Source organism: Shewanella profunda (assembly GCF_023283765.1).
Taxonomy (GTDB): Bacteria; Pseudomonadota; Gammaproteobacteria; order Enterobacterales; family Shewanellaceae; genus Shewanella; species Shewanella profunda.
The window spans coordinates 1-23,599 of the sequence record NZ_JAKILG010000061.1; the positions used below are offsets into that span (position 1 = coordinate 1).

At 43.9% G+C, this 23,599-nt stretch carries 19 protein-coding genes; 10 read left to right on the forward strand and 9 right to left on the reverse strand.

Annotated elements, in window-relative coordinates:
- Positions 1–159: 159 nt before the first annotated feature.
- Entirely contained in the window at positions 160–876 is a 717-nt protein-coding gene (gene fadR / locus L2744_RS19630; protein WP_248993468.1) for a fatty acid metabolism transcriptional regulator FadR, read from the reverse strand.
- A gap of 303 nt (positions 877–1,179) precedes the next feature.
- Between fadR and nhaB the strand changes: the two genes are divergently transcribed.
- From nhaB to L2744_RS19645, 3 genes are all read left to right on the forward strand, one after another.
- On the forward strand, positions 1,180–2,766 hold the full coding sequence (gene nhaB, locus L2744_RS19635) for a sodium/proton antiporter NhaB (protein ID WP_248993469.1): 1,587 nt from the start codon (positions 1,180–1,182) through the stop codon (positions 2,764–2,766).
- 95 nt (positions 2,767–2,861) lie between these two features.
- The gene (dsbB, locus tag L2744_RS19640; protein ID WP_248993470.1) at positions 2,862–3,389 is read left to right on the forward strand and encodes a disulfide bond formation protein DsbB; all 528 of its coding nucleotides are present in this window, start codon (positions 2,862–2,864) and stop codon (positions 3,387–3,389) included.
- Between the two features lie 174 nt (positions 3,390–3,563).
- Entirely contained in the window at positions 3,564–6,173 is a 2,610-nt protein-coding gene (locus tag L2744_RS19645) for a PAS domain-containing protein (protein ID WP_248993484.1), read from the forward strand.
- 32 nt (positions 6,174–6,205) lie between these two features.
- Here the strand turns inward: L2744_RS19645 and L2744_RS19650 are convergent, their stop codons facing one another.
- The 3 genes from L2744_RS19650 to L2744_RS19660 form a co-directional block, all read right to left on the reverse strand.
- Complete coding sequence (locus tag L2744_RS19650; RefSeq protein ID WP_376711960.1) at positions 6,206–6,940, reverse strand: substrate-binding periplasmic protein; 735 nt, start codon at positions 6,938–6,940, stop codon at positions 6,206–6,208.
- Between the two features lie 436 nt (positions 6,941–7,376).
- Positions 7,377–9,089, reverse strand: coding sequence for an AMP-binding protein (locus L2744_RS19655; protein ID WP_248993472.1), 1,713 nt, complete (start codon positions 9,087–9,089; stop codon positions 7,377–7,379).
- Positions 9,090–9,229: 140 nt separating this feature from the next.
- On the reverse strand, positions 9,230–9,610 hold the full coding sequence (locus tag L2744_RS19660; protein WP_248993473.1) for a DUF6508 domain-containing protein: 381 nt from the start codon (positions 9,608–9,610) through the stop codon (positions 9,230–9,232).
- Between the two features lie 274 nt (positions 9,611–9,884).
- Between L2744_RS19660 and L2744_RS19665 the strand changes: the two genes are divergently transcribed.
- From L2744_RS19665 to L2744_RS19675, 3 genes are all read left to right on the forward strand, one after another.
- Positions 9,885–10,346, forward strand: coding sequence for an EVE domain-containing protein (locus L2744_RS19665; protein ID WP_248993474.1), 462 nt, complete (start codon positions 9,885–9,887; stop codon positions 10,344–10,346).
- A gap of 97 nt (positions 10,347–10,443) precedes the next feature.
- Complete coding sequence (locus L2744_RS19670; protein WP_248993475.1) at positions 10,444–10,782, forward strand: hypothetical protein; 339 nt, start codon at positions 10,444–10,446, stop codon at positions 10,780–10,782.
- A gap of 352 nt (positions 10,783–11,134) precedes the next feature.
- Positions 11,135–12,388: an MATE family efflux transporter gene (locus tag L2744_RS19675; protein ID WP_248993476.1), complete on the forward strand. Its 1,254-nt coding sequence runs from the start codon at positions 11,135–11,137 to the stop codon at positions 12,386–12,388.
- A 119-nt stretch (positions 12,389–12,507) separates the two neighbouring features.
- Here L2744_RS19675 and L2744_RS19680 read toward each other — a convergent pair whose 3' ends face one another.
- Entirely contained in the window at positions 12,508–13,302 is a 795-nt protein-coding gene (locus L2744_RS19680; protein WP_248993477.1) for a TIGR00266 family protein, read from the reverse strand.
- A gap of 233 nt (positions 13,303–13,535) precedes the next feature.
- Positions 13,536–14,450 carry a LysR family transcriptional regulator gene (locus tag L2744_RS19685; protein ID WP_248993478.1) on the reverse strand — a complete coding sequence of 305 codons (915 nt, stop codon included), beginning with the start codon at positions 14,448–14,450 and terminating at the stop codon, positions 13,536–13,538.
- Between the two features lie 207 nt (positions 14,451–14,657).
- On the opposite strand from L2744_RS19685, the gene L2744_RS19690 reads away from it, so the two are divergent.
- Both L2744_RS19690 and hppD read left to right on the forward strand, forming a co-directional pair.
- Positions 14,658–15,818 (forward strand): homogentisate 1,2-dioxygenase, encoded by a 1,161-nt coding sequence (locus L2744_RS19690; protein ID WP_248993479.1) that lies wholly within the window; start codon positions 14,658–14,660, stop codon positions 15,816–15,818.
- A 76-nt stretch (positions 15,819–15,894) separates the two neighbouring features.
- Positions 15,895–16,935, forward strand: coding sequence for a 4-hydroxyphenylpyruvate dioxygenase (hppD, locus tag L2744_RS19695; RefSeq protein ID WP_248993480.1), 1,041 nt, complete (start codon positions 15,895–15,897; stop codon positions 16,933–16,935).
- A 107-nt stretch (positions 16,936–17,042) separates the two neighbouring features.
- Here hppD and L2744_RS19700 read toward each other — a convergent pair whose 3' ends face one another.
- Complete coding sequence (locus L2744_RS19700; protein WP_248993485.1) at positions 17,043–17,597, reverse strand: sugar O-acetyltransferase; 555 nt, start codon at positions 17,595–17,597, stop codon at positions 17,043–17,045.
- Between the two features lie 314 nt (positions 17,598–17,911).
- On the opposite strand from L2744_RS19700, the gene L2744_RS19705 reads away from it, so the two are divergent.
- On the forward strand, positions 17,912–18,535 hold the full coding sequence (locus L2744_RS19705; protein WP_011789645.1) for a LysE family translocator: 624 nt from the start codon (positions 17,912–17,914) through the stop codon (positions 18,533–18,535).
- A gap of 89 nt (positions 18,536–18,624) precedes the next feature.
- On the opposite strand, the gene L2744_RS19710 is transcribed toward L2744_RS19705, so the two are convergent.
- Positions 18,625–19,905 carry a GNAT family N-acetyltransferase gene (locus tag L2744_RS19710; protein ID WP_248993481.1) on the reverse strand — a complete coding sequence of 427 codons (1,281 nt, stop codon included), beginning with the start codon at positions 19,903–19,905 and terminating at the stop codon, positions 18,625–18,627.
- Positions 19,906–20,013: 108 nt separating this feature from the next.
- Here L2744_RS19710 and ggt point away from each other — a divergent pair, with 108 nt between their 5' ends.
- On the forward strand, positions 20,014–21,753 hold the full coding sequence (gene ggt, locus L2744_RS19715) for a gamma-glutamyltransferase (RefSeq protein WP_248993482.1): 1,740 nt from the start codon (positions 20,014–20,016) through the stop codon (positions 21,751–21,753).
- A 19-nt stretch (positions 21,754–21,772) separates the two neighbouring features.
- Here the strand turns inward: ggt and L2744_RS19720 are convergent, their stop codons facing one another.
- Positions 21,773–22,864 (reverse strand): IS630 family transposase, encoded by a 1,092-nt coding sequence (locus L2744_RS19720; RefSeq protein ID WP_248993483.1) that lies wholly within the window; start codon positions 22,862–22,864, stop codon positions 21,773–21,775.
- Between the last annotated feature and the right edge of the window lie 735 nt (positions 22,865–23,599).

Here is a 23,599-nt window from a genome sequence, read left to right on the forward strand (position 1 = left end):
CCATATATAATCAACGACGGCCGCATTTGGCCTTAAAATACAAAACGCCCGATGAGGTTCATCAGGCGTTTTAGGTGGAAATAAGTGTCAACTTATTTCAGGACTAGACACGGCTTTTACATTATTTTTACAAAAACGTGTCTTTACCAATCTTAAGCACTAATTATCTTGGGCAATAGAGGCTGGCATATCATCCCGAAGCTGTAACCACATTTTGCCGCTATTCATGCCATAGGTACGCATTAGCGCAGGAACATCTGTATAATTTTTTTCTTTTGCGAGCACTTCCAATTCTTTATAGAAGTTTAATGCCAATAAACGGGCCTCAGCACTGCTGAAATAGTAACGGCCAACTCGGCTATACAGTCCTTTAAAACCGTTTAAAATCAAAACGTAAAGAGGATTCCCCGATGAGAATGCTAAAGTGTGATGCAATAAATAGTCATACTCAGCGAAGGACTCAGCAGTATTTTCCAGTAGGTGAATTTTAGCTAATACATCTACTGCGGTTTCAGGGTTGTAACGCAAAGCTCCGCGAAAATAGATCGCACTGACATTGGTTCGCGCTGATAGCAGTTGGTCTACTAATACGGGAAAACCTTCAGGATTAAGATCGGCGATAGTCTCCAGAATATTAAGCCCCGAGGTTTCCCAAAAATTATTCACCCGGGTTGGCTTACCATGTTGAATTTTCAACCAACCGTCACGGGCTAAGCGTTGCAGCACTTCACGCAGAGTGGTACGTGTCACACCGATCAATTCAGAAAGCTCACGTTCAGCCGGTAAAATGGACCCTGGAGGAAATTTATTATCCCAAATGGATCTCACAATATACTTCTCTGCAAAACTTGCAGGTCCCTTGGCATTGATAATCATCAGCCCACTTATCCAGTTGTTGTGCATCGTAATGGGCACTGATCATACCAGAGCGGCAAAAAATGAAAACCATTGACTGAGGATCACCGCTTTTGGACGGTATAAATATCACATAAACGCTCAAAAAATAGACCAACATCAATGCCTATTCGGCTAATTTTGCAGATTAGCTCCGCTTTTTGAAATCTTGGTTCCAGTATGACATTACATTAGCATTATCTTTAAGCTAGACTGTTTTCCCAAACACGAGTAAACACAAATAACACGTGCAAATTTTTCAACATAATTAGAAGAGAGGATGCTATGCCGTTGACAATAAGTCAGGCGTTTATTGGAAACTTCCTAGGGAATTCCCCTAAGTGGTACAAAATCGCGATACTGTCTTTTTTAATCATTAATCCAATACTCTTTTTCTATGTCAGTCCCTTTGTGGCTGGTTGGGTATTAGTACTTGAGTTTATTTTTACCTTAGCCATGGCGTTAAAATGCTATCCACTTCAGCCCGGCGGTTTATTAGCCATTGAGGCAGTTGCTATTGGCATGACCTCTGCAAATCAAGTGCTGCATGAAATAGAAGCAAACCTCGAAGTATTATTGCTGCTGGTCTTTATGGTCGCCGGTATTTATTTCATGAAGCAATTGCTGTTATTTGCTTTCACCAAAATTATTACCAAAATACGTTCAAAGATTTTAGTCTCGTTAATGTTCTGTCTAACCTCTGCATTTTTATCAGCATTTTTAGATGCATTAACTGTGATTGCCGTCATTATTGCGGTCGCAGTAGGTTTTTACGCGATTTACCACAAGGTTGCTTCAGGGAAAGATTTTTCCGCTGACCATGACCATACTTCCGAAAACAATACTCAATTAAATAATAGTGAACTCGAGTCATTCCGTGGATTCCTGCGTAACTTATTGATGCATGCAGGTGTCGGCACCGCCTTAGGTGGTGTATGCACTATGGTAGGCGAACCACAAAACTTAATTATTGCTGCCCAAGCTAACTGGCAATTCGGTGAGTTTGCCATTCGAATGGCACCCGTGACAGTACCTGTACTGATCGCTGGTACTTTGACCTGCCTGTTAGTTGAGAAATTTCACATTTTTGGTTACGGCGCTAAACTGCCTGATGCAGTTCATAAAATCCTTTGTGATTATGCCGCCCATGAAGATGCGCACCGTACAAACAAAGATAAGATGAAACTTATCATTCAAGTCTTGGTTGGTGTGTGGTTAATAGCAGGTTTAGCGTTGCACTTAGCCTCCGTAGGTTTAGTTGGCTTATCGGTGATTATTTTAACAACGGCTTTCAATGGTATTACCGATGAACATGCCCTAGGTAAAGCTTTCGAAGAAGCACTCCCCTTTACGGCGCTATTGGCGGTGTTCTTCGCTATAGTCGCTGTAATTATCGACCAGCATTTGTTTGCCCCCGTGATCCAATGGGCGTTGAGTTATGAGGGTAATACTCAATTAGTGATTTTCTATGTCGCTAACGGTTTGCTTTCAATGGTGAGTGATAACGTGTTCGTGGGTACGGTTTATATTAACGAAGTCAAAGCGGCCTTGATTGATGGTCAAATTACCCGTGATCAATTTGATCTGCTCGCCGTTGCAATTAACACTGGTACTAACTTACCTTCGGTAGCAACACCAAATGGACAAGCAGCCTTCCTGTTCTTACTGACGTCAGCATTAGCACCACTGATCCGGTTGTCTTACGGCAGAATGGTATGGATGGCTCTCCCCTATACTATTGTATTGTCAATTGTCGGTGTATTAGCTATTGAGACAGGCTTTTTAGAGCAAGCAACTCAGTACTTCTATGACTCGCATATGATTATTCATCACAGTGCTAAAGAAGTCATAGCGCCACTAACAAGTCACTAACTCTCGCCTCAGAGTTGACTGAACTTTATTAAATCAGTAGAGTCCAAAAACGCCCCAATAATTGTGGGCGTTTTTCGTTGATATGGAGCTCACATTTGACTGCACTTACTCGCTTTGCCCATTCTCGCGGTTCTTGGTTTATTCTCACTGGCACAGCCATTTGCTTAGAAGCAGCAGCCCTATATTTTCAGTATGAAATGAAACTCGATCCCTGTGTAATGTGTATTTATCAAAGATTAGCTGTATTTGGCATTTTGGTCGCAGGGTTGATAGGAATGACGGCCCCTAAGTATCGTCTCGTACGAATATTAGGTGCAAGCTGTTGGGCGGTTAGTGCCACTTGGGGATTGAAATTAGCCTTAGCGCTAGTGGATATGCAGAATAACCCATCACCTTTTGCTACTTGTTCATTTTTACCCGAATTTCCAATCTGGATGCCATTACATGAATGGTTCCCTGCCGTGATGTTACCAACAGGTATGTGTACCGATGTACCATGGCGTTTTATCGGCGTCACCATGGCAGAATGGATGGTCGTCATCTTTAGTGCCTTCCTCGTTATTTGGTTGCTGTTTATCGTACCCATGCTAAGTGGTTCGACTAAGCCTTCTCTTTATAAATAAACGATTCCCTCGGGCAGGCTACTCGGCCTGCCTTCCCATACCATAGTATTTTTACGACTTAAATCAGCCCTTTTCACCGATTTTAACCCACTGATTTTGATGTGAGCCAATAGCAAAAGTGTTAAAAGACGCTAAACTGGCTCAATGGAAAGTGGTATTCGGAACCCTGTGATGATGGAAAAAAACTCAATATCTGAACCACAAACCCCATTGACCCAATGGCAAAACAGCTTGCCGTTTAAATTTAGTCTTATCCAACTCATCATCGCGAGTATTTTGATTTTTAGCACAACTTGGATCATGTTACGCATTCAAAATCAGCAAATCACAGAACAGCAGGCAGTACTGAATCAGAATCATGGACAGATTGTTATCGCCAAATTGCAGGAAATGACCTCTCAGGTTGAAAATCTTGTGAATGCCATTGCCAATATCGCTAAGTTATACCGCTATGATCATGATCAACTGAGTAGGACGATCCCCACTTTACTCACAGTTGAAAATCAAAAAGATATTATTTCAGGCGGTGGTATTTGGCCCGAGCCAAGCGCCTTTAATCAACAAAAGTTTCGCGATAGCCTTTTTTGGTCGCGCAATATTCACGATGAGCTTATTAAGATAGATACCTATAACGATGATGCTTATCCTAGCTATCACACCGAAGAATGGTATCGCCCGACCCGCTACTTTCCCGCAGGTAAAACCTTTTGGTCTAAATCTTATATAGACCCTACCACAAAGGAGCCTATGATTACGGCCTCGGGTGCCATGTGGATGGAACATCAATTTATAGGTGCTGCAACGGCCGATATCGGTTTAGAAAAACTCAATATGCTACTGCGTAATGCGATGGCAGAGATCAGCGGTTATGTGATAGTGCTCGATCATAACAACCAAGTATTGGTTTATCCGCATAGCAAAAATCATGATGTTGCTCAGGATCAAGCGCCAAATACCCTGCTCACTTTTGATGATCTGACAAAACAGCACTCAAGCTTTGATCCACTTGCACTCGCCCTGAATACAGCAGATCGCACCTTTGTGACCCAAGCGATTGCAGAACGTGTATTTACCCAAGATCAAATGGATAATCTCACCCGTTTGACCGCAGATAATGAACGCGAGATGCTCATCGCTATTGTGAATAACAATGCTCGAAATCATTTTACGACTCCCAAACAGCTAGCATCGGTTTCCTTAGCTACAGATCCAATACTCAATACACCAGCATTAGCATCTATCTTCTTAATGCCCAATACCTACTGGAAAATATTGATAGTGACACCTGTTGCTCCGCTGCAGGATACGGCCAAGCACTTAGTTGAACAAGTGGGGATATACCTAGTTTGTATTCAACTCGTTGGATTAATTCTGTTATTTCTGTTGCAACATAGATTAATCATTACCCCAATAATGAAGATGGTTGAGGCCCTAAAACGTAACGATCCAACGGCCATCGAGCTCAAAGCTAAGCAACGTCACGATGAAATAGGTTTACTGGCAAAAACCTTATTATCGCGCACCCAGCAACTCGAAGTGGCCATGGCAAGCTTAGATGCAAGCAATCTAGCCCTAGAACAACAGTTGGAAACTCTGCAACTATTCCAGCAGGAATTAAACCACCATAAAGAACAATTAAGATCCTTGCTTAAATTTTCACAAAACTTAATTTATATTAAAGACTTAAGTGGGAAATATATTTTAGTTAACGATAAATATTGCGAAGTACTTGGGATTGAGCGCAGGCGGATTATCGGTGCATCTGACTTTGAATTATTTCAAAGTCAATTAGCGCAGACATATCAAAAAAATGATCGGCGAGTCACCCACAATCAAGATGCAATCCATTTTGAAGAGTTGATTCCTACTCCCCACGGTCATCAGACTTATCAAATGACAAAATTTGATATTAGGGATGATGAAGATAATTCTATTGCCGTTGGTGCTATCGGCTTCAATATGGATCTAAAAAAACGCCAGGAACAAGAGCAAGAAAAACTGTTCCAAAATCAAGCGTCTTACCTACAAAAACAACAGAGCAAAATACAGATAGTCAACGATGATAACAATGCACTTAGACAACAGCTTGCATTACTCAACAAAGAACTCGATATGCAATACCAGCTCAGCTTGAGCAAAGCACAGAGTCAGAAGCTAATGCAAAATTTCCTTGCAGAGGTTATGACGCAAATGATGCAAGAACAAGACCGCCTACTTGCACAAATATGTCAGACACAAGCTGATAGTAATAATGAATATCTAATAGCCATTACTGATAGGGTGACAGTTCAAGCAAAAAGGCTTAGGCACATAGCGCAACTTTTTAACGCACATCAAAGTGATATTAGACCATTACATTTGGCGCAGTTTATGCGCCAATTACTGGATTTATTGCAAATGCAGCTCACCCGAGCCAATGTCACTGTGCACTTAAGATGTGATGAAAACCTAATTGTCGATGGCAGTTCATGGCAATATCTGCAACTCTTTTATCGTCTGCTCAGCAATACCCTAAATCATGCCTTTAAGACACATCAGCAAACACGGGAAATCAACATTCATTTTCGCAGGGAGTCTAATAAGCTCCAAGTAACGCTAGATGACAATGGTGTCGGCATGACAGAACAACAACTTTCACAGCTTCAGCAAGAGATGGCACAAGGTCTCTGCCTAGGTACACTCACCTGCTTAAATCTATGGATAAGAAACGATCTAAAAGGACAACTCACCGTTCAAAGTAAACTCAACAAAGGCACTCAAATCCACTGCCGCTGGCCACTTTAGTGCTAAACCATATTTAAGGACAAAAACTCGCCCTATTCATTTCGGTAAAGCGTATCGCCCATTATGGTGTTTACATCAATTTTATCTAAACCTTGATCAAAAATATCCCGCCAACGACGTCCCTCTTCAGTATTGCGAAAAGCAACATAAAGTTGTTTATTAGCAATGAGTTGTCGGTTAATTTGCAATTTATCCGTCAGTGGCTGTAAATCTTTTTGTTTAAGTAAATAATCTAAAGCATTTACATCGATCACGGCAGCGTCAATCCGCCCGGCGACTACTTTCTTGATATTGTGCTCATCTGAGGTAACAGCTTCTATCGGTTGCACACCCGCTAACACCATGGCATCGAAAGACTCGGTATTCACATAATCATTCACTACTCCTAAGGTATAGCGATTAAGATCTTCGATATAACGCCAACTAATAGGATGGAGTTTTTGCTCAACTAAACCTAATGGACTTGTACCTATTGGTTTTGAAAAAACAAACTTATCAGTTTCATAGTAATATTCAGGTAAATAGCCTAAATATTTATCGTTTGGCATAGAAGCGAGTTTCACCGCTCGACTCCAAGGATAAAAATCTACCTCTAATTGATGTCCCATGGCGTTAAATGCCGCCCGAGCCACGGCAATACTCACCCCTTGCTCCACCAATTGTTGCCCAGAATAGGGCGGCCAAAATAAAGAAGTAAGGGTCAAAGTATCGGCTTTAACATTAGTCGTCAAAGCCGCTATCAGAAAAGAAAATAGTCCACCCAACATCACTAAGCACGATCGAACCATACCGACTCCTAATCTGGACTCATTGCACACGGGTTTAATCATCACCCCAACCCCTAATTTTTATGGGTTTAAGTACTCAAAATGATTAACTTGGATACCAAGGGCTGTGACGTTTCGAGCGCTCTAACAAGGTTTTGCTCACAAAACGAGAAACGATGTTGAATTATTTAAATAAGTGGCGAGCTGCTCATTATAAAAATCCCCTGAAACGTCAACACGCCCTAAGTATAGCGATTCACTCTTTGCAAAAAAGTGAATATTTGTGACACTCACACCAAAAACTTAACACACCTATATGCCTTTATACTCATATCTAGACAAATTATTCAAGCCGCTATATGCGGCTTGATAGGGCTGAATGAATTTTAGAAGTGTACTGGTGGGTATAGAACAAGGGTCAAATCCGCATTACCCATCACAGATTGATATCTTGATATAACTCTTGATACATCAGCTCGCGCATTTTGAATTTCTGGATTTTCCCCGTCACTGTCATTGGATACTGATCCACAAACTTGATATAACGTGGCACCTTAAAGTAGGCAAATTTCTCGGTGAGGAAATGACGAATATCTTCCTCGGTAATGGTCGCCCCTGCGCGTACTTTGATCCAAGCACACACCTCCTCGCCGTATTTCTCGCTTTGTACCCCAAAGACCGCCGCATCCTGCACATCTTTGTGGGTGTAGAGTTTCTCTTCAATCTCACGGGGGTAAATATTCTCGCCACCGCGGATGATCATATCTTTTATTCGACCAACAATTTGCACATAACCTTGCTCATCCATTTGACCAATATCACCCGAATGTAGCCAACCTTCACTGTCTATGGTTGCGGCCGTTTTCTCGGGATCGTTCCAATAACACTGCATAATGCAATAACCGCGACTACAAACTTCACCGGGCTGATTAATTGGTAGCACTTCGCCAAATTCATCGACAATTTTAACTTCGGTATGGGGTAAAGCACGGCCAACGGTGAGCACGCGTTTCTCAACCGGTGAGTCGATTTCAGTAATGTGATTGAGCGGACTACATTCGGTCTGACCATAACCAATCAGCACTTCCTTCATATACATCAGGTTTTGTACTCGGCGCATCACTTCTTCAGGACAAGTTGCCCCCGCCATGACGCCAGTCCGTAATGAACTCAAATCAAAACGAGTAAACTCTGGGTGTTCAAGCTCGGCAATAAACATGGTTGGTACACCATGTAATGCGGTACAACCTTCCTGTTCAACCACTTGCAGCGTTGTCAACGGATCGAAAGACTCTCCGGGAAATACGGCCGCAGCGCCTTTGGCTAAGCAGACTAAACTACCAAGCACCATGCCAAAGCAATGATACAAAGGAACCGGAATGCAGAGTTTATCGTGACAGGTAAACTTCATCGCCTCTGCGACTAAATAGCCATTATTCAAAATGTTATGGTGGGATAGGGTCGCACCTTTTGGGCTGCCCGTGGTGCCTGACGTAAACTGGATATTAATCGCATCAAACGGACTTAGTTCCTTGGCAATACTCTCAAGCATCGCCTTGTCATCGGCTGTCACCTCAACGAGTAAATCATCAAAATTAAGCATACCGACTGATTTCTCTATCCCCATGCGGATAACAAATTCAAGCTCGGGCACAGTCTTTGCTTTTAACTGTCCCGCAGGACACGACATAAGCTCTGGGGCCAACTCATATAACATTTGTAAGTAGTTGCTGGATTTAAACTTATCGGCACAAATTACCGCGCGGCAGCCCACGTTACTCAGCGCATATTGCAACTCTTCGGGACGATAGGCAGGATTGATGCATACCATGATGGCGCCAATCTTGGCGGTAGCAAATTGGGTTAAGCACCATTCAATATTATTAGGTGACCAGATCCCAACACGGTCTCCTGGCTTTATCCCTAGCTTTATTAAACCTGTAGCAAGAGCATCAATTTGAGCGAGGTACTGGCGATAATTCCAGCGAATATTCTGATGGTGGACCACCACAGCCAGTTGTTCAGGATAAGCTGAGGCAATCTCGCCTAGGTATTGACCTATCGTTTTTTCAATGAGTTTTGGTGAGGAACCACCACGAAACTCGCTATATTTTAATGGAATTGTTGCTTGATTTGTTGAAACAGACATTAAGGCCTCCGTGCATTTATTATTATGGTTAGCGAGATTCAAACTAACCAATCCACGGAACATGTCACAAGTAAAAAAACACTTTATTAGACTAAAGATTAAGGCAAACCATAGCGTTGCAATTCTTTAAAACTCATACTCTAACGAGTGATAGACTGAAAGCGACTTTGTGATTTAGGTACATTAAGGTTTTGTAAGCGTTCAACAATTGCCAGCAATATCCCTTGGCGACGCATATTTTCTAGCACTCCTGGGCTAAAAACCTCCAACCGAGTCATTGCCGTTAATAGAAGCTTGCACTGTGCAATACTCGCATCACGAATGTAGGCAGGTTTATCGACTAAGTAACTGTTGTTATACCAATAATCCCAAGTAAAATTTGCCAATAACCAACCTTGGGTTTTCAGATCATTAACAAACTCAAGCATCCTCTCATGGCTTAAAATAACCTCTCCAGCCGAAAAATCCTTAAGGTATTTAGTATATAAACCACAATCTGTCTTCATTATTGACGTTTCCATAGTGCACCTCGTAGGTTATGGTTGTCGCTGAGCTCAACTAAGTTTGACACTTTGCCTAATGCGTAAATAAAGTAGCCAAATCATAAAGTGATGTTTACAGGGTAAGCCGTGCTATCTGAACGGTAACTTAATCAAGTTAACAATTCAGCCCAATGCAGCATCTAAGTATCTTCAAGCAAATTTAAGGGAATATGGTAATTGGGTGAATACGGAGATTAAGATAAACTCCAAATAATTAAGGTGGTTAACAGATACGATTAGTGAAGGAAGCAATATGAACTATTGGCTTATGAAATCGGAACCCGATGAATTTAGCATCGACGATCTCAACGTTTGCCCTAACCAAACCGAAGCTTGGTATGGTATACGCAACTATCAAGCGCGTAATTTTATGCGGGATAAGATGCAAATAGGCGACAAAGTATTTTTTTACCACTCTAGTTGTAAAGTGCCAGGGATTGTAGGTATTGCCGAAGTGGTTTCCAGCGCTTATCCAGATACCACAGCCTTTGATCCTGAATCAAAATATTTTGATCCAAAGTCCGATCCTGCTAAGCCACGATGGCTCCGAGTAGATATACGCTTTGTCAAAAAATTTATCGAGATTATTCCCTTAAGTTTGATAAAAAGTTTACCCCAACTAGCGGACATGTATTTAGTCTCTAAGGGGTCAAGGCTCAGTATCCAACCTGTTAGCGCCGAACAATGGCAAGCTGTGCTAATGTTAACCCACTGAATCAAAATTGTAACTCTACACTCGGCCGTATTCAGCTATGGTTCATTTAACATGACCTATTGTCACCGCGTCAATTCAACGTCTCTTGGGAGCAAATATGAATAAATTAACTTTGATGGTGATTGGTGGAATCGCGCTCAGTTTTATAACGTCCATGAACACCTTTGCAAAAAATGAGCATGAACAAGACAAACAAGATAAAGGGCTACCACCAGGACTACAGAAGAAAGTCGATCGCGGAGAGCCTCTCCCCCCAGGTTGGCAGAAAAAGCTCCACCGTGGGGATATTCTCGAGCTAGATATTTATAATCGTGGACGAATTGTGGTGCCACTAGATAGGGATGGTATTGTGAGTATCCAAGTTGAAGGCGCGTTGATAAAGCTGGATGATAAGACTCGTAAAATCCTCGATATCGTCAATGTGATTACCTATTAGTTCCCCCTGCGGTACACGCCCTCGTATGTTCTAGGGCGTGTTAATGTTCAATGAGGTAAATGTCAGTAGATTTAAAATGCCTAATAGTTTCCCAAACGCCCACCAATTCACATTATGATAACATATTGTTGTTTATCAACCATTTATAATCTAACCCTAGGTATCTACTCACCTGAATGTTACACTCTTGGAACTAAATGGCTGTTCCAAATAGTTGATCATCTACGCCGATCTCAAACCTAGACGCGCTCCATACAGTTGATAATACCGCCGAAATAAATTTACTCAGCTGATAAATGCCCCTGTACACATTACACTGCGAAACGCTTTCGTAGTTTCAAGCTGGATATTGATGATGAAAACCACATCACTGCAACGGGTTAAACAGGCTATTATTGCCGGATTTTGGGCATCTCTCGCCAGTATTTCAGTGGGCTTTTTGTTTAAACTCTGGTTAGCACAATGGGTTGCCAAGGCTGATCTCGCGCTCTATCACACTGTTATCGATATTATTTCGCTGTCATTGATCCTGATGACGGGATTTCGCTCTTCTATGGTAGTGACATATTCCCAAACCAAGCAGGATGTGGATATTACTAATATTTTCCGCTACAGCTTGATCGCTATGGTGCTGCTGACTTGGGGTTTAGTCTTGCCCTATATCAAGCACAAATTACAGCTTGATGTGGAATACTTTCACTTAGTTGGCATTATTTTGAGTATGGGACTCAAGGTCTATTTTACCAATCAAATTGCCATGTATCGGCTATATGACATATCCAACCGAGTCACTTGGCTGGAACCTATCGCACAAGTGGCTGGCTTTTTATTGTGTTTCTATGGCCTACAACAAACCGCCATTGCTTCACTCTTTTACAGCATGACTTTATCTTCACTGATCGTTGCCCTGTATATGTACCTAAAACGGCGCAGGGATATCGCTACACCGCCCTTAACTTCAGTGCATTTTGATACAGAGCTGCGCAGTTTTATGAAAAAAAGCTTGACGGCATCTATGGAGGCAGGTGCGAGTATCTTGATGATTTATATTACAGTACTGCTCACCATCGCCTATTTCAGTATAGATGAACTGGGTGACTTCCAAGTCGTAGTGCGGCCGATGATCACTTACCTCACCCTACTCTTTGTATTTCCCATATACCGTTTTGTGCTTCCCGAAGTCGCAGTATGTGTACGAGAAAAACGCTTTGACGAAGTGCAACAAATTAAGTCATGGCTGGCTAAAGTGTCGTTATGGATCAGTGGTGTATTTTTCGTCTTAATGCTGTTTGCAAGCAAGCCATTGGTCGCTTGGTTATTCCCCTCGCAGTACCTTAAAGCAGCGCCAGTGTTAATGCATTTCTCCATGTTTTTTATATTTATGATGCTCAATGGCTACCAGCTAGCCTATATCAAAGCCCATGGTCATTTCACGCAAAGCTTAATGATCCGTCTTTTTGGTATTGTCGTTTTAGTGGGTACTTTTTATATTTACCGCTTACACACAGAAAATGTGGTCGCTGTGATTTTAGCCCTAGGCACAGGTTACTTAATGATGTATCTAGTAGCAAAATGGGTGGAAAGGCGTATTAAACTCACTCAATAGTGTTAATCACATCACCAGCTAAATGAATCATCCTAGATGTGTATTCAGATGACTCATTTAAGCTGATGCTTAAATCCTGAAGCTTAAATCAAAGCCCCGACATATTAAGTTTATTTGACTCATCGCCCATCAATTATACGACCAAGACCACCGAGCACTGAGCCTTCACCACGATCACTGCCACCCGCAGATGGCGCATGGGCAATAATACGATCTGCCATGCGGGAGAACGGCAAGCTTTGCAGCCACACGGTTCCGTGGCCTTTTAGTGTCGCTAAAAATAAACCTTCGCCGCCAAAGACCATAGACTTTAACGAGCCAGCGCGCTCGATGTCGTAATCAATTCCCGGTGTAAAACCGACGAGGCAACCAGTGTCGACTCTTAAGGTTTCACCTTTTAGTTCTTTTTTCACTAAGGTGCCGCCCGCATGGATAAACGCCATACCATCGCCCTGTAAGCTTTGCAGAATAAACCCTTCACCACCAAAAAATCCCGTGCCTAAGCGGCGATTAAATTTCATCGTCACGCGTGTGCCCAAGGCCGCCGCTAAAAAACTGTCCTTCTGGCAGATAAGCTCACCACCATGCTCGGCTAAATCAATCGCCAGGATAGTGCCTGGATAAGGAGCGGCAAAGGCGACTTTGCGCTTTTGGTTGCCTTGGTTGGTAAAGTGGGTCATAAAAATGCTCTCACCCGTCAGCGCCCGTTTACCCGCGCCCATTAACTTGCCAAAAAAGCCGGACTCAGGCTCAGAGCCATCGCCCATTTTGGCCTCAAAGTTAATGTCTTGCTCTAGGTAGTTCATCGCCCCCGCTTCGGCAACTACGGTTTCGTTGGGATCGAGCTCCACTTCAACCAACTGCATACTGTGGCCGATAATTTCATAATCCACTTCATGACAACGTCTAGACATACTGTTCCCCTTAACTGTCAGTTCCTTGTTATTACCCTTTAGGTTGAACCCGATGGACGACTCTTTACCTATCGCGGCCCCATTTCACTCTTAATCTCGACCTAAATCGAAACGTCAATCTAAGCCTGAATCTAAGCTAAGTCTTAACCTAGGCATTAATTTATGACATAAAATGTCAAAATGCGATTATTTTATGCGGTGAGTTGTTTCAAAAGATGACAAACGGAAACTTATCAACCCAAACCGACGCCATTGAACTGCTCAGCCTTAGCAAACTCCTCTAAAATCAACTGGGTAAAAAGTTGTCCCGCACGGCCTAACGGACGTTCTAAGGTCGAGACCAGCTGCGGAATAAAAGTAAAGCGGCTGCCACCGACAAAGTCGATTTCAACTAACTCTCCCTTCGCCAACTCTTCTTGCACTAAAAAGTCCGGCAACCAGCCAAAACCTAAGCCTTTTAACAAGGCGTTCTTTTTCATGATAAAACCTGAAAGATAAAACACTTTATCGCCGCCAAATTGTAGTTCATCACGATAACTTTTACTGGGTGATGAGTCTTCGATAGTCAATTCCACATGCTGCTGCAGCTCAGACAAACTAATTTTACGAATAAAAGCTAAAGGATGCGAAGCACTTGCCACCAGCACGCTGGTAATGGCAGGCAACGGCTGCGGATGATAATAGGGGCCAGTGCGATAATCCTTCACTAACATCAAGTCGGCATTATCACGCTCAAATCTGTGTTGCACGCCGCCTAAAAATTCCATATTCAGCTGAATTTTAGTGGGGATCTGATGCTCGGCCATACGCTTTAATGCGGTCATGATAGGCTCCATCGGTAAGGCTCCGTCTATGACCAGCTCTAGCTTTGGCTCCCAGCCTTCACTGAAACGACTGGCAAGATGTTCAATGTTTGCAAGGTGTTGCAGTAATCTTTGTCCCTCGGCTAAAATCACACGGCCCTCTTGCGTCAGCTCCGCGCGATATTGTTCACGGCTAAAAAGCGGTACGCCTAAGTGCTCTTCCAACTTTTTAACCTGATAACTCACCGCCGATTGCGCCTTGTGTAATCGCTCAGCCGCCTTGGCAAAGCTGCCCTCTTCCACCAGCACTTGCAGCACATTAAAAGCATCAATATCGATGCGCATGGTCACTCCTTGGCTCTAATGAAACTGTCACGGAAACACTACGATTCGTAAAGATTAGAATACCATCTAATTTTTAGATTAAGACAACGGATTTATTATTCTTTTTTTTGTTGATCTAAGCAACTAAATTGATAACAAGATCACATAACCATAACGACAAGCGAAGTAGAGCAAATCTCACTCCGCTGTAAAAACCAAGGATCCTCCATGCCATTTTATGTGAAACAAGGTCAGATCCCCCATAAGCGCCATATCGCATATGAAAAGGAAAACGGCGAGCTTTACCGTGAAGAGTTGTTCTCAACCCATGGTTTTTCCAATATTTATTCCAATAAATATCACCACAACATGCCAACCAAAGCGTTGGAAGTGGCGTCCTACAGCTTGAGCCACGGTGCCAATTGGGAAGACTCGCTGGTCCAAAACTATAAACTCGATTCCCGCGATGCCGACCGTGAAGGTAATTTTTTCAGCGGCCGTAACAAAATATTTTATAACAATGATTTAGCGCTCTATACCGCCAAAGTCACCGCCGATACCGACGAGTTTTACCGTAACGCCTATGCCGATGAAGTGGTTTTTGTCCACGAAGGTGAAGGCACGCTCTACAGCGAGTACGGCACTATTAAGGTGCAAAAGTGGGACTATTTAGTGATCCCTCGCGGCACGACATATCAGCTTAAATTCAATGATTACAGCAATGTACGCCTTTTCGTCATCGAGTCATTCTCTATGGTGGAAGTGCCTAAACATTTTCGTAACGAATATGGTCAACTATTAGAGTCGGCACCTTACTGTGAGCGCGATTTACGTGTGCCAACACTGCAAGAGGCTGTGGTTGAGCGCGGCGCCTTCCCTTTAGTGTGTAAGTTTGGCGATAAATACCAGCTCACCACGCTCGAATGGCATCCCTTTGATTTAGTGGGTTGGGATGGCTGCGTTTACCCTTGGGCATTCAATATCACCGAATACGCACCAAAGGTGGGCAAAATCCATCTGCCCCCTTCTGATCACTTAGTCTTTACTGCCCATAACTTTGTGATTTGTAACTTCGTGCCGCGCCCCTACGATTTCCACCCAAAATCGATTCCAGCGCCTTATTACCACAACAACATAGATAGCGACGAAGTCCTGTATTACGTCGATGGCGACTTTATGAGCCGCACGGGCATTGAAGCGGGTTATATAACCTTACATCAAAAAGGCGTGGCCCACGGACCACAACCGGGTCGCACAGAAGCCTCGATTGGCAAAAAAGAAACCTATGAATATGCAGTGATGGTAGACACATTCGCCCCACTGAAATTAACCGAACATGTACAAAATTGCATGAGCAAAGACTACAACCGCTCTTGGCTAGAAGACTAGCCCCAAGCCACCAGCACTCCCATGCGGGAGTCATTAGAGTGACGGCGTGTTGCACTAAAATAACGAGGAAAACATCATGGCAAGCGAACTCAATCCACTGGGCTTATTAGGTATCGAATTCACGGAATTCGCCAGCCCTGATACCGATTTTATGCACAAAGTCTTTATCGACTTTGGTTTTTCACTGCTGAAAAAAGCCAAGAACAAAGACATTCTGTACTACAAACAGAATGATATTAATTTTCTGCTCAACACTGAGCGCGAAGGTTTCTCAGCTAAGTTTGCTAAATCCCACGGCCCAGCCATTTGTTCCATGGGCTGGCGGGTAGAAGATGCCGGCTTTGCCTATCACGTTGCCATTGAACGTGGTGCAAAACCCGCCGATGATGCCAATAAAGACCTGCCTTATCCTGCGATTTACGGCATTGGCGACAGCTTAATTTATTTTATCGATACCTTCGGCGCAGATAATAATATCTATGCCACTGATTTTGAAGATTTAGATGAGCAAATCATCACCCAAGAGAAAGGCTTTATCGAAGTCGATCACTTAACCAACAACGTCTACAAAGGCACAATGGAACATTGGGCTAATTTCTATAAAAACATTTTTGGTTTTACTGAAGTGCGCTACTTTGACATCAGCGGCGTACAAACCGCGCTAGTGTCCTACGCCCTACGTTCGCCAGATGGCAGCTTCTGTATCCCGATTAACGAAGGTAAAGGCAGCGATAAAAACCAAATTGATGAATACCTGAAGGAATACAATGGCCCAGGTGTGCAGCACTTAGCCTTCAGAAGCCGCGATATCGTAAAATCTCTGGATGCGATGGAAGGCAGTTCAATCCAATGCTTAGACATAATCCCTGAATACTACGACACTATTTTCGATAAAGTGCCGCAGGTCACTGAGGATCATGAGCGCATCAAACATCACCAAATTTTGGTGGATGGTGACGACACGGGCTATTTGCTGCAGATATTTACTAAAAACCTGTTTGGACCGATTTTCATCGAAATTATCCAACGCAAGAATAACCTAGGTTTTGGTGAAGGCAACTTTACTGCCCTATTTGAATCAATTGAACGGGATCAAATGCGTCGCGGCGTACTGTAAGTTTTCATCCTGTTCATAAAAAACGGTACGCTCTGCCTGCGTACCGTTTCTGTTTTTACAAGTCTCTAAATCGTCAGTATTTATGCCAGTAACTCGGCACCGACTCGTTATTCCACATTAATGGGTTTGATGACCTTACAAGGGTTACCTGCCGCAACACAGTTCGCGGGAATGCTCTTATTCACTACGCTGCCAGCACCAATCACACAATTATCGCCAATGGTCACACCGGGCAGCACAGAGACATTACCACCGAGCCAGACATTATTACCGATTTGGATCGGCGCGCCGTATTCAGTCGTTTGCCGCGCTATGGGATCGATGGGATGAGTTGCCGTTGAAATCATCACATGGGGGCCAAACATCACATTATCGCCAATCGAGACTGGGCAAACATCCAGTATGGTTAAGTTGTGATTAGCATAAAATTGCTTACCAATGCAGATGTTATAACCGTAATCGCAAAAGAAATTAGGTTCGATATGGGCGCAGGTGGGAATATCGAGCAAGCCGCGAAGATAATCCATACGGGTATCGAGCTGAGTCGGTTCGGCCAAATTAAACTGATGACAAATGGATTTAGCCCGCATCCGCTCGGCTAATAACTCATCATTCCATGCTTTATAGGGTTGACCCGCCAACATTTTTTGTTTCTCTGTCATTTCTCTCTGTGCCATAGTGCATCCCCTGCTTATTATGGTCCTAACGTCACCCTACCAAACCTGAGCATTCAAGCTCAAGTGACATTGTTAAAATCTTATCGGCTCACAATCGTAATGACCTTTTATATGCTTAAAGATGGAAATAGACGCTAAGTTGCACTAACTAGGTCAGATTTATCATCTCGAAATAGCCGCATGGTTTACATACTAAGTTACAGTTACATATCTAAATACCATGCTCATACATTGGCTAAATCCACCGTTTTCATTACACTAACGCCCTTCTCTATTATTTATCCAAGACAGACCAAACCATGCCGGATTTTGCCTTACTCGCAGTGTTTATCCCGACCTTTTTCTTTGTTTCTATCACACCAGGCATGTGCATGACACTCGCCATGACCTTAGGTATGAGCATAGGTGTGCGCCGCACGTTATGGATGATGTTAGGTGAACTCATTGGCGTAGCATTAGTCGCCACCGCCGCCGTGATGGGGGTTGCCAGTATCATGCTCAACTACCCCGAAGTATTTCAAATCTTTAAGTGGGTTGGCGGAATTTATTTAGGCTATATCGGCGTACAAATGTGGCGCGCCCGCGGTAAGATGGCCATATTAAGCGATGATGACACCAACCCCAGAGCCAGCAGTTTCACCTTGATTTCCCAAGGCTTTATTACTGCTATTGCCAATCCTAAAGGTTGGGCATTTATGGTGTCACTACTGCCACCTTTTATCAATGCCGAACGCGAAGTTGCACCACAACTCCTCGCCTTGCTGAGCATTATTATGGTGACTGAGTTTACCTCCATGCTGGCCTATGCCAGCGGCGGTAAAACCCTCCGACTCTTCCTAAGCCGTGGGGATAATATTCGCTGGTTAAACCGGATTGCAGGCAGCCTAATGATAGGTGTTGGTATTTGGTTAGCCATGAGCTAACCCCTGTGGCGAACCGCTTGAATTAACCGCAGACATGTAACAAACACTGCATAAAAATAGCCCAATAACGTCCCTTAACTCGGGCTTTATTAGGGCTCTTTTTTGTAGGGCAAGACGCTGCGCATCTGCGCCATATATTGTTGCATTTGCTCAGCTTCCTGCTGAACAAAATCCGTAATGGCCTCTCTAAATCCTAGATGGGCGACATTATGATAGGAATACATCTCAACAGGCTCAAAGCCACGCAGTACTTTATGTTCCCCCTGCGCGCCCGCATCAAACACTTGGAACTCATGTTCAATACAGTATTGAATCCCTTGATAATAACAAGCTTCAAAGTGTAAACCATCAAGCTCAACCGTTGTGCCCCAATAGCGGCCATAAAGGCACTTCTGATCTTGGGGGTTCTTCCCTTTAAAATATAAGGCACCCGCTATCATCTCGCCCTTTGCATCTTCCACCACTAACAGTAGAATTTGAGCGGCTAACAGCTGTCCAAGTTGATGGAAAAATGCGGGCGTTAAATAACCGCGGTGACCGGACCGCTTAAGATAAGTTAATTGATAGCACTGGATAAACCTCTGCCATTGCAATTCAGTTACCCGCTCACCTTCGACAAATTCAAACTTGAGCCCAAAAGGCTGTAATTGTGCCCGTTCCTTCAGGATGTTTTTACGCTTACGTGAGCTAAAGTGTGATAGAAAATCATCGAAATTCCGATAATCACGGTTGTACCAATGGAACTGTGTGCCTAAGCGTTTAACTAGCTGTGTAGATGAAGCCCCAAACAAAGGCATTTGCGCTGGCGCAACAAACAGACTGTGCCATGAGGAAATTTGAATTTCTCCCGTCCCATGCATCAACCGTTGATCCAATGCCCTCAGCATTAATTCGCCAATGCGTGTTTGCTCAATATTTTCCAATTCAGGCGTAATACCTATGCGAAGCCCTTGTACTGGCGTAAAGGGAATCGCATTCACCCATTTAGGATAATAATCGAGCCCATGACGTTCATAAGCTTCGGCCCATGCCCAATCAAACACATATTCGCCGTAGGAGTGAGACTTTTGGTAAAGCGGCATGACAGCCAAAAGTGGCAACGTTTTATAATGCTCTGCACTTTGCTGGCTGATATCCGCCCTATAATCCAAAGGCTGGCACTGTGTTTTATCATTTAACAAACTACTCGCGTCAAACACACATAAATGTCGAGGCATCCAACCCGTTGCAACGCAGGCTGAACGACTTTGCTCCAATGCAAGAAGGAACTCATGGCGACAAAAGGGATTTGCCTCCCCCATACTGGCATTCCACGCACACGGTGAAATATCTGAGATTGAGCGAGCAAATGCCAAGATAAGCGGTGTCATTGTGTCATTTATCCTCCGTTATTAGCCCATACAAATCTAGAAGGTTGCAATTAAGCCCAATTCTCGGCACATTGCATAGTCATTATAAAAATAAATTCAGGATTGAATATGCGTCCAGCAAGACCTTTTAGACCCCTTATTCTCGCCATCGCAATGGCTTTGCCCTTGTTATCTTCTCCAAGCCTCTATGCCGATGAAGCCGCTATTTTTAACCAAATGGCTACCGCACAACCCGTATGGGCCAAACATGGCATGGTGGCTAGTCAAGAAATGCTCGCCAGTCGCACAGGCGTTGAGATCTTAAAGCAAGGTGGTAATGCCGTTGATGCCGCCGTTGCCGTTGCTTTTAGTCTCGCAGTCACCTTACCTCGCGCAGGGAATATTGGCGGTGGGGGCTTTATGTTGGTGCATATTGCCAAAGAAAACAAAACCATCGCTATCGATTATCGCGAAATGGCGCCTTCGAAAGCTAAAAAAGATATTTTCCTCGATGAAAATGGTGATGCGGTCCAAAAGCTGAGCCGTGAACATGGTTTAGCAGTAGGAGTTCCAGGCACTGTTATGGGCATGAGTTTAGCCCTAGAAAAATATGGCACTATGACACTCGCTCAAGTAACTGCACCTGCAATAAAAATGGCGCAAGAAGGCATTAGCGTCACGCCAGATCTCGCCATGTCACTTGGGGGATTAAAACGTCGCATGGCGCAATGGCCAACCACTGCGGCTATTTTCTATAAAGCTGACGGCGGTGATTATCAAGTCAATGATATTCTTAAGCAACCAGAGCTAGCCCACTCCCTAAGTTTGATTGCCGAAAAAGGCACTAAAGGGTTCTACGAAGGTGAGACCGCCGTTAAGATCGTTAACGCTGTGCAAGATGCGGGCGGCATTATGACCTTAGATGATCTTAAAAATTATAAGGTGGTGGAGCGTGAACCCGTTCGTGGCCAATACCGTGGTTATCAGGTGGTATCAATGCCACCTCCCTCATCGGGCGGCGTGCATATCATCCAAATGCTCAACGTGTTGCAACAATTCCCCATTGATAAACTTGGCCATAACACTGCCCAAACGATTCATCTGATGGCGGAAACCATGAAGCACGCCTATGCCGATCGCAGCGAATATTTAGGCGATCCTGACTTTTATAAAGTTCCAGTTACGGAGTTGACAAGCCCCAACTATGCCCAAAAAATCGTCAGTCTGATTACGCCCAATAAAACAACGCCAAGTAGTGAAATTAAACCGGGTAAACTAGCTCCCTATGAAAGCGATCAAACCACTCACTTCTCAGTCGTAGATAAGTGGGGCAATGCCGTATCAAACACTTATACTTTAAACTTCAGCTATGGCTCTGGTTTAGTCGCAGAAGGTACAGGGATTTTACTCAATAACGAGATGGATGACTTCTCAGCCAAGCCCGGTGTCCCCAACGGCTATGGTTTAGTGGGTGGTGATGCCAATGCGGTTGAAGGTAATAAGCGACCACTGAGCTCTATGAGTCCAACAATCGTGATGAAAGAGGGTAAGGCCTTCCTCATCACGGGTAGCCCTGGTGGTTCACGTATTATCACCACCACATTGCAGATTATTATGAATGTGATTGACCATGGTCTAAACATTGCCGAGGCAAGTAATGCGCCGCGGGTGCATCATCAATGGCTGCCCGATGAGCTAAGGGTGGAAACCAGCTTAAACCGCGACACGATTTCCCTACTCGAAACCAAAGGCCATAAAGTGACAGTGCAATCGGCAATGGGAAGCACCCAATCCATTATGGTGACAGAGCAAGGTATTTTCGGCGCATCGGATCCCCGCCATTCGGGTAGCGAAGCCATCGGCTACTAAATAACTGCTCCTAATAATGCTACACCCGCTTGCTCCCATGCCCACCACCCGGAAAGGGTGAAACCGTGTCCATAAAATGCTCTACCCGTTCCATTAATTCATCCATCGACCGGCACGTATGATTCCGGGTGATGGTTTCATGCAACGAATGCCACAGCAGCTCGATTTTGTTGTGCCACGGGCTATAGACAGGCAAAAACAAGAGCTTGAATTTCGGGTTGTTCTTCAGCCATTTCTCTGCGATTTTACTTTTGTGAATGATGTAGTTATCAACAATCAACGTAATGGTTTTGGCACTTCTGTAGCGCCTGCGCAGTGCTCTGAGTAAGTCGATAAACAGCACTGTATTTTTAGACGTTGAGCCCACATAGGTCACCTGGCCTGAACTGCTGTGCAGCGCACCTGCCAGGAAGTGTTTCTTGTTCTGTCCTGGTGTGACGACTTTGCGTTGCTGGCCCCGCAATCCCCAATCAGCACCAATTTTGGGGTTCAGGTGGATATCCACTTCATCTTCATAGAAGACTGGATTTTCCGCGTCACAGGCTGCAAGTGCCTGTTTTATCGCTGCTAATTTTGTCTCTTTATCCGGGTCTTTTATCTGCAATGTCGGTGCAGCACGTCGCCAGACAATTCCGTGCTTGGGTAACCAGCGGCGAATAGTCGAGCTGTGAAGCACAATATTCAGCGCCTCACGAATAACGATACTGAGCAATTCGCTGCTCCAGCGTGAACGCTGGTAGCCAAAATCCTGTGGCCTGAAACTGATAAGCAACTTGAGTAACTCACCGATAAATGTCGGTGGGAAACGCACTTTCTTCCCAGGCATATCTGCTTGTAACCCATCAAGGTCATCAGCGAGATACCACTTAATCCAACGATTTACACTGGACCTTGCAGCCTGTAGCAATCGGGCAATCTCAGCTTTGGGTTTCCCCTGAGACCACAACAGAATGGCGTTTGCTCTGCGAGCCAGTGGCCTGTTTGGGTTCCATTGCACTATTTTTTCAGGCGGTACAGCGCCTGTGGCGTAAAAAATGGTAACGTATTCATACTCAATGCGGTTGGTGTCTTTGGTTTTGTTTGGCGACTGATCAGATCGCGCAAACCGCATTGAGTTCCCTTCCGCAACTGATCTATTAAACGGAACAGTTATTTAGAATATCCATGATGCTGATTTTAGTGAGAGAGATGGTGAATAAGATGAGTGGAAGATATGACCTATTCGATATAGGTCATAAACCCTGAGTAAAACGTTTTGTTTAACTCAGTGAATGTACATTCTCGATTAAAAAGCCCTACTATACATCACTGTATAAGCAGGGCTTTTTATTGCGTGGAAAAGTTATTGTGCTGATTTTCATTGTTTTTTACTTTATTGACGCTGCAACTGAGTCATGAAATATCATACTAAACGCAACTCACTTCAAGACAGAACATGTAGGTAAATTCTGTTATTGGGATATTAGTGTTGGCTGGTATCCACTCATATAGGCTTACCATGGCATTCACTCATCGACGCGCAGCAAGTCCATCCGTGGATGCTCGACCGCCCCATCCATGGGGCGGACGGTCGTCTCGCAAATCACCATGGCTCACCTTTCAGCCATTAGCGTAACCTGTTGGTTCTAAAGACAGACCTAACACTAACAGTTATTGTTTGGTATGTTTCAGATTAATGTTTTTATGGGTTAACTCCGCGCTCTGCGGAAATATTGGAGCGCAGCGGAAAAATTTTCGGTAGTGTTCAAATTTCTGTGTCATTTCTTTAAGCTATACCAAAAAGAGATGATTTATGACCACACCTACTTTTGATATCAATGCTGCCATTCAAGCACTACGTGATGGT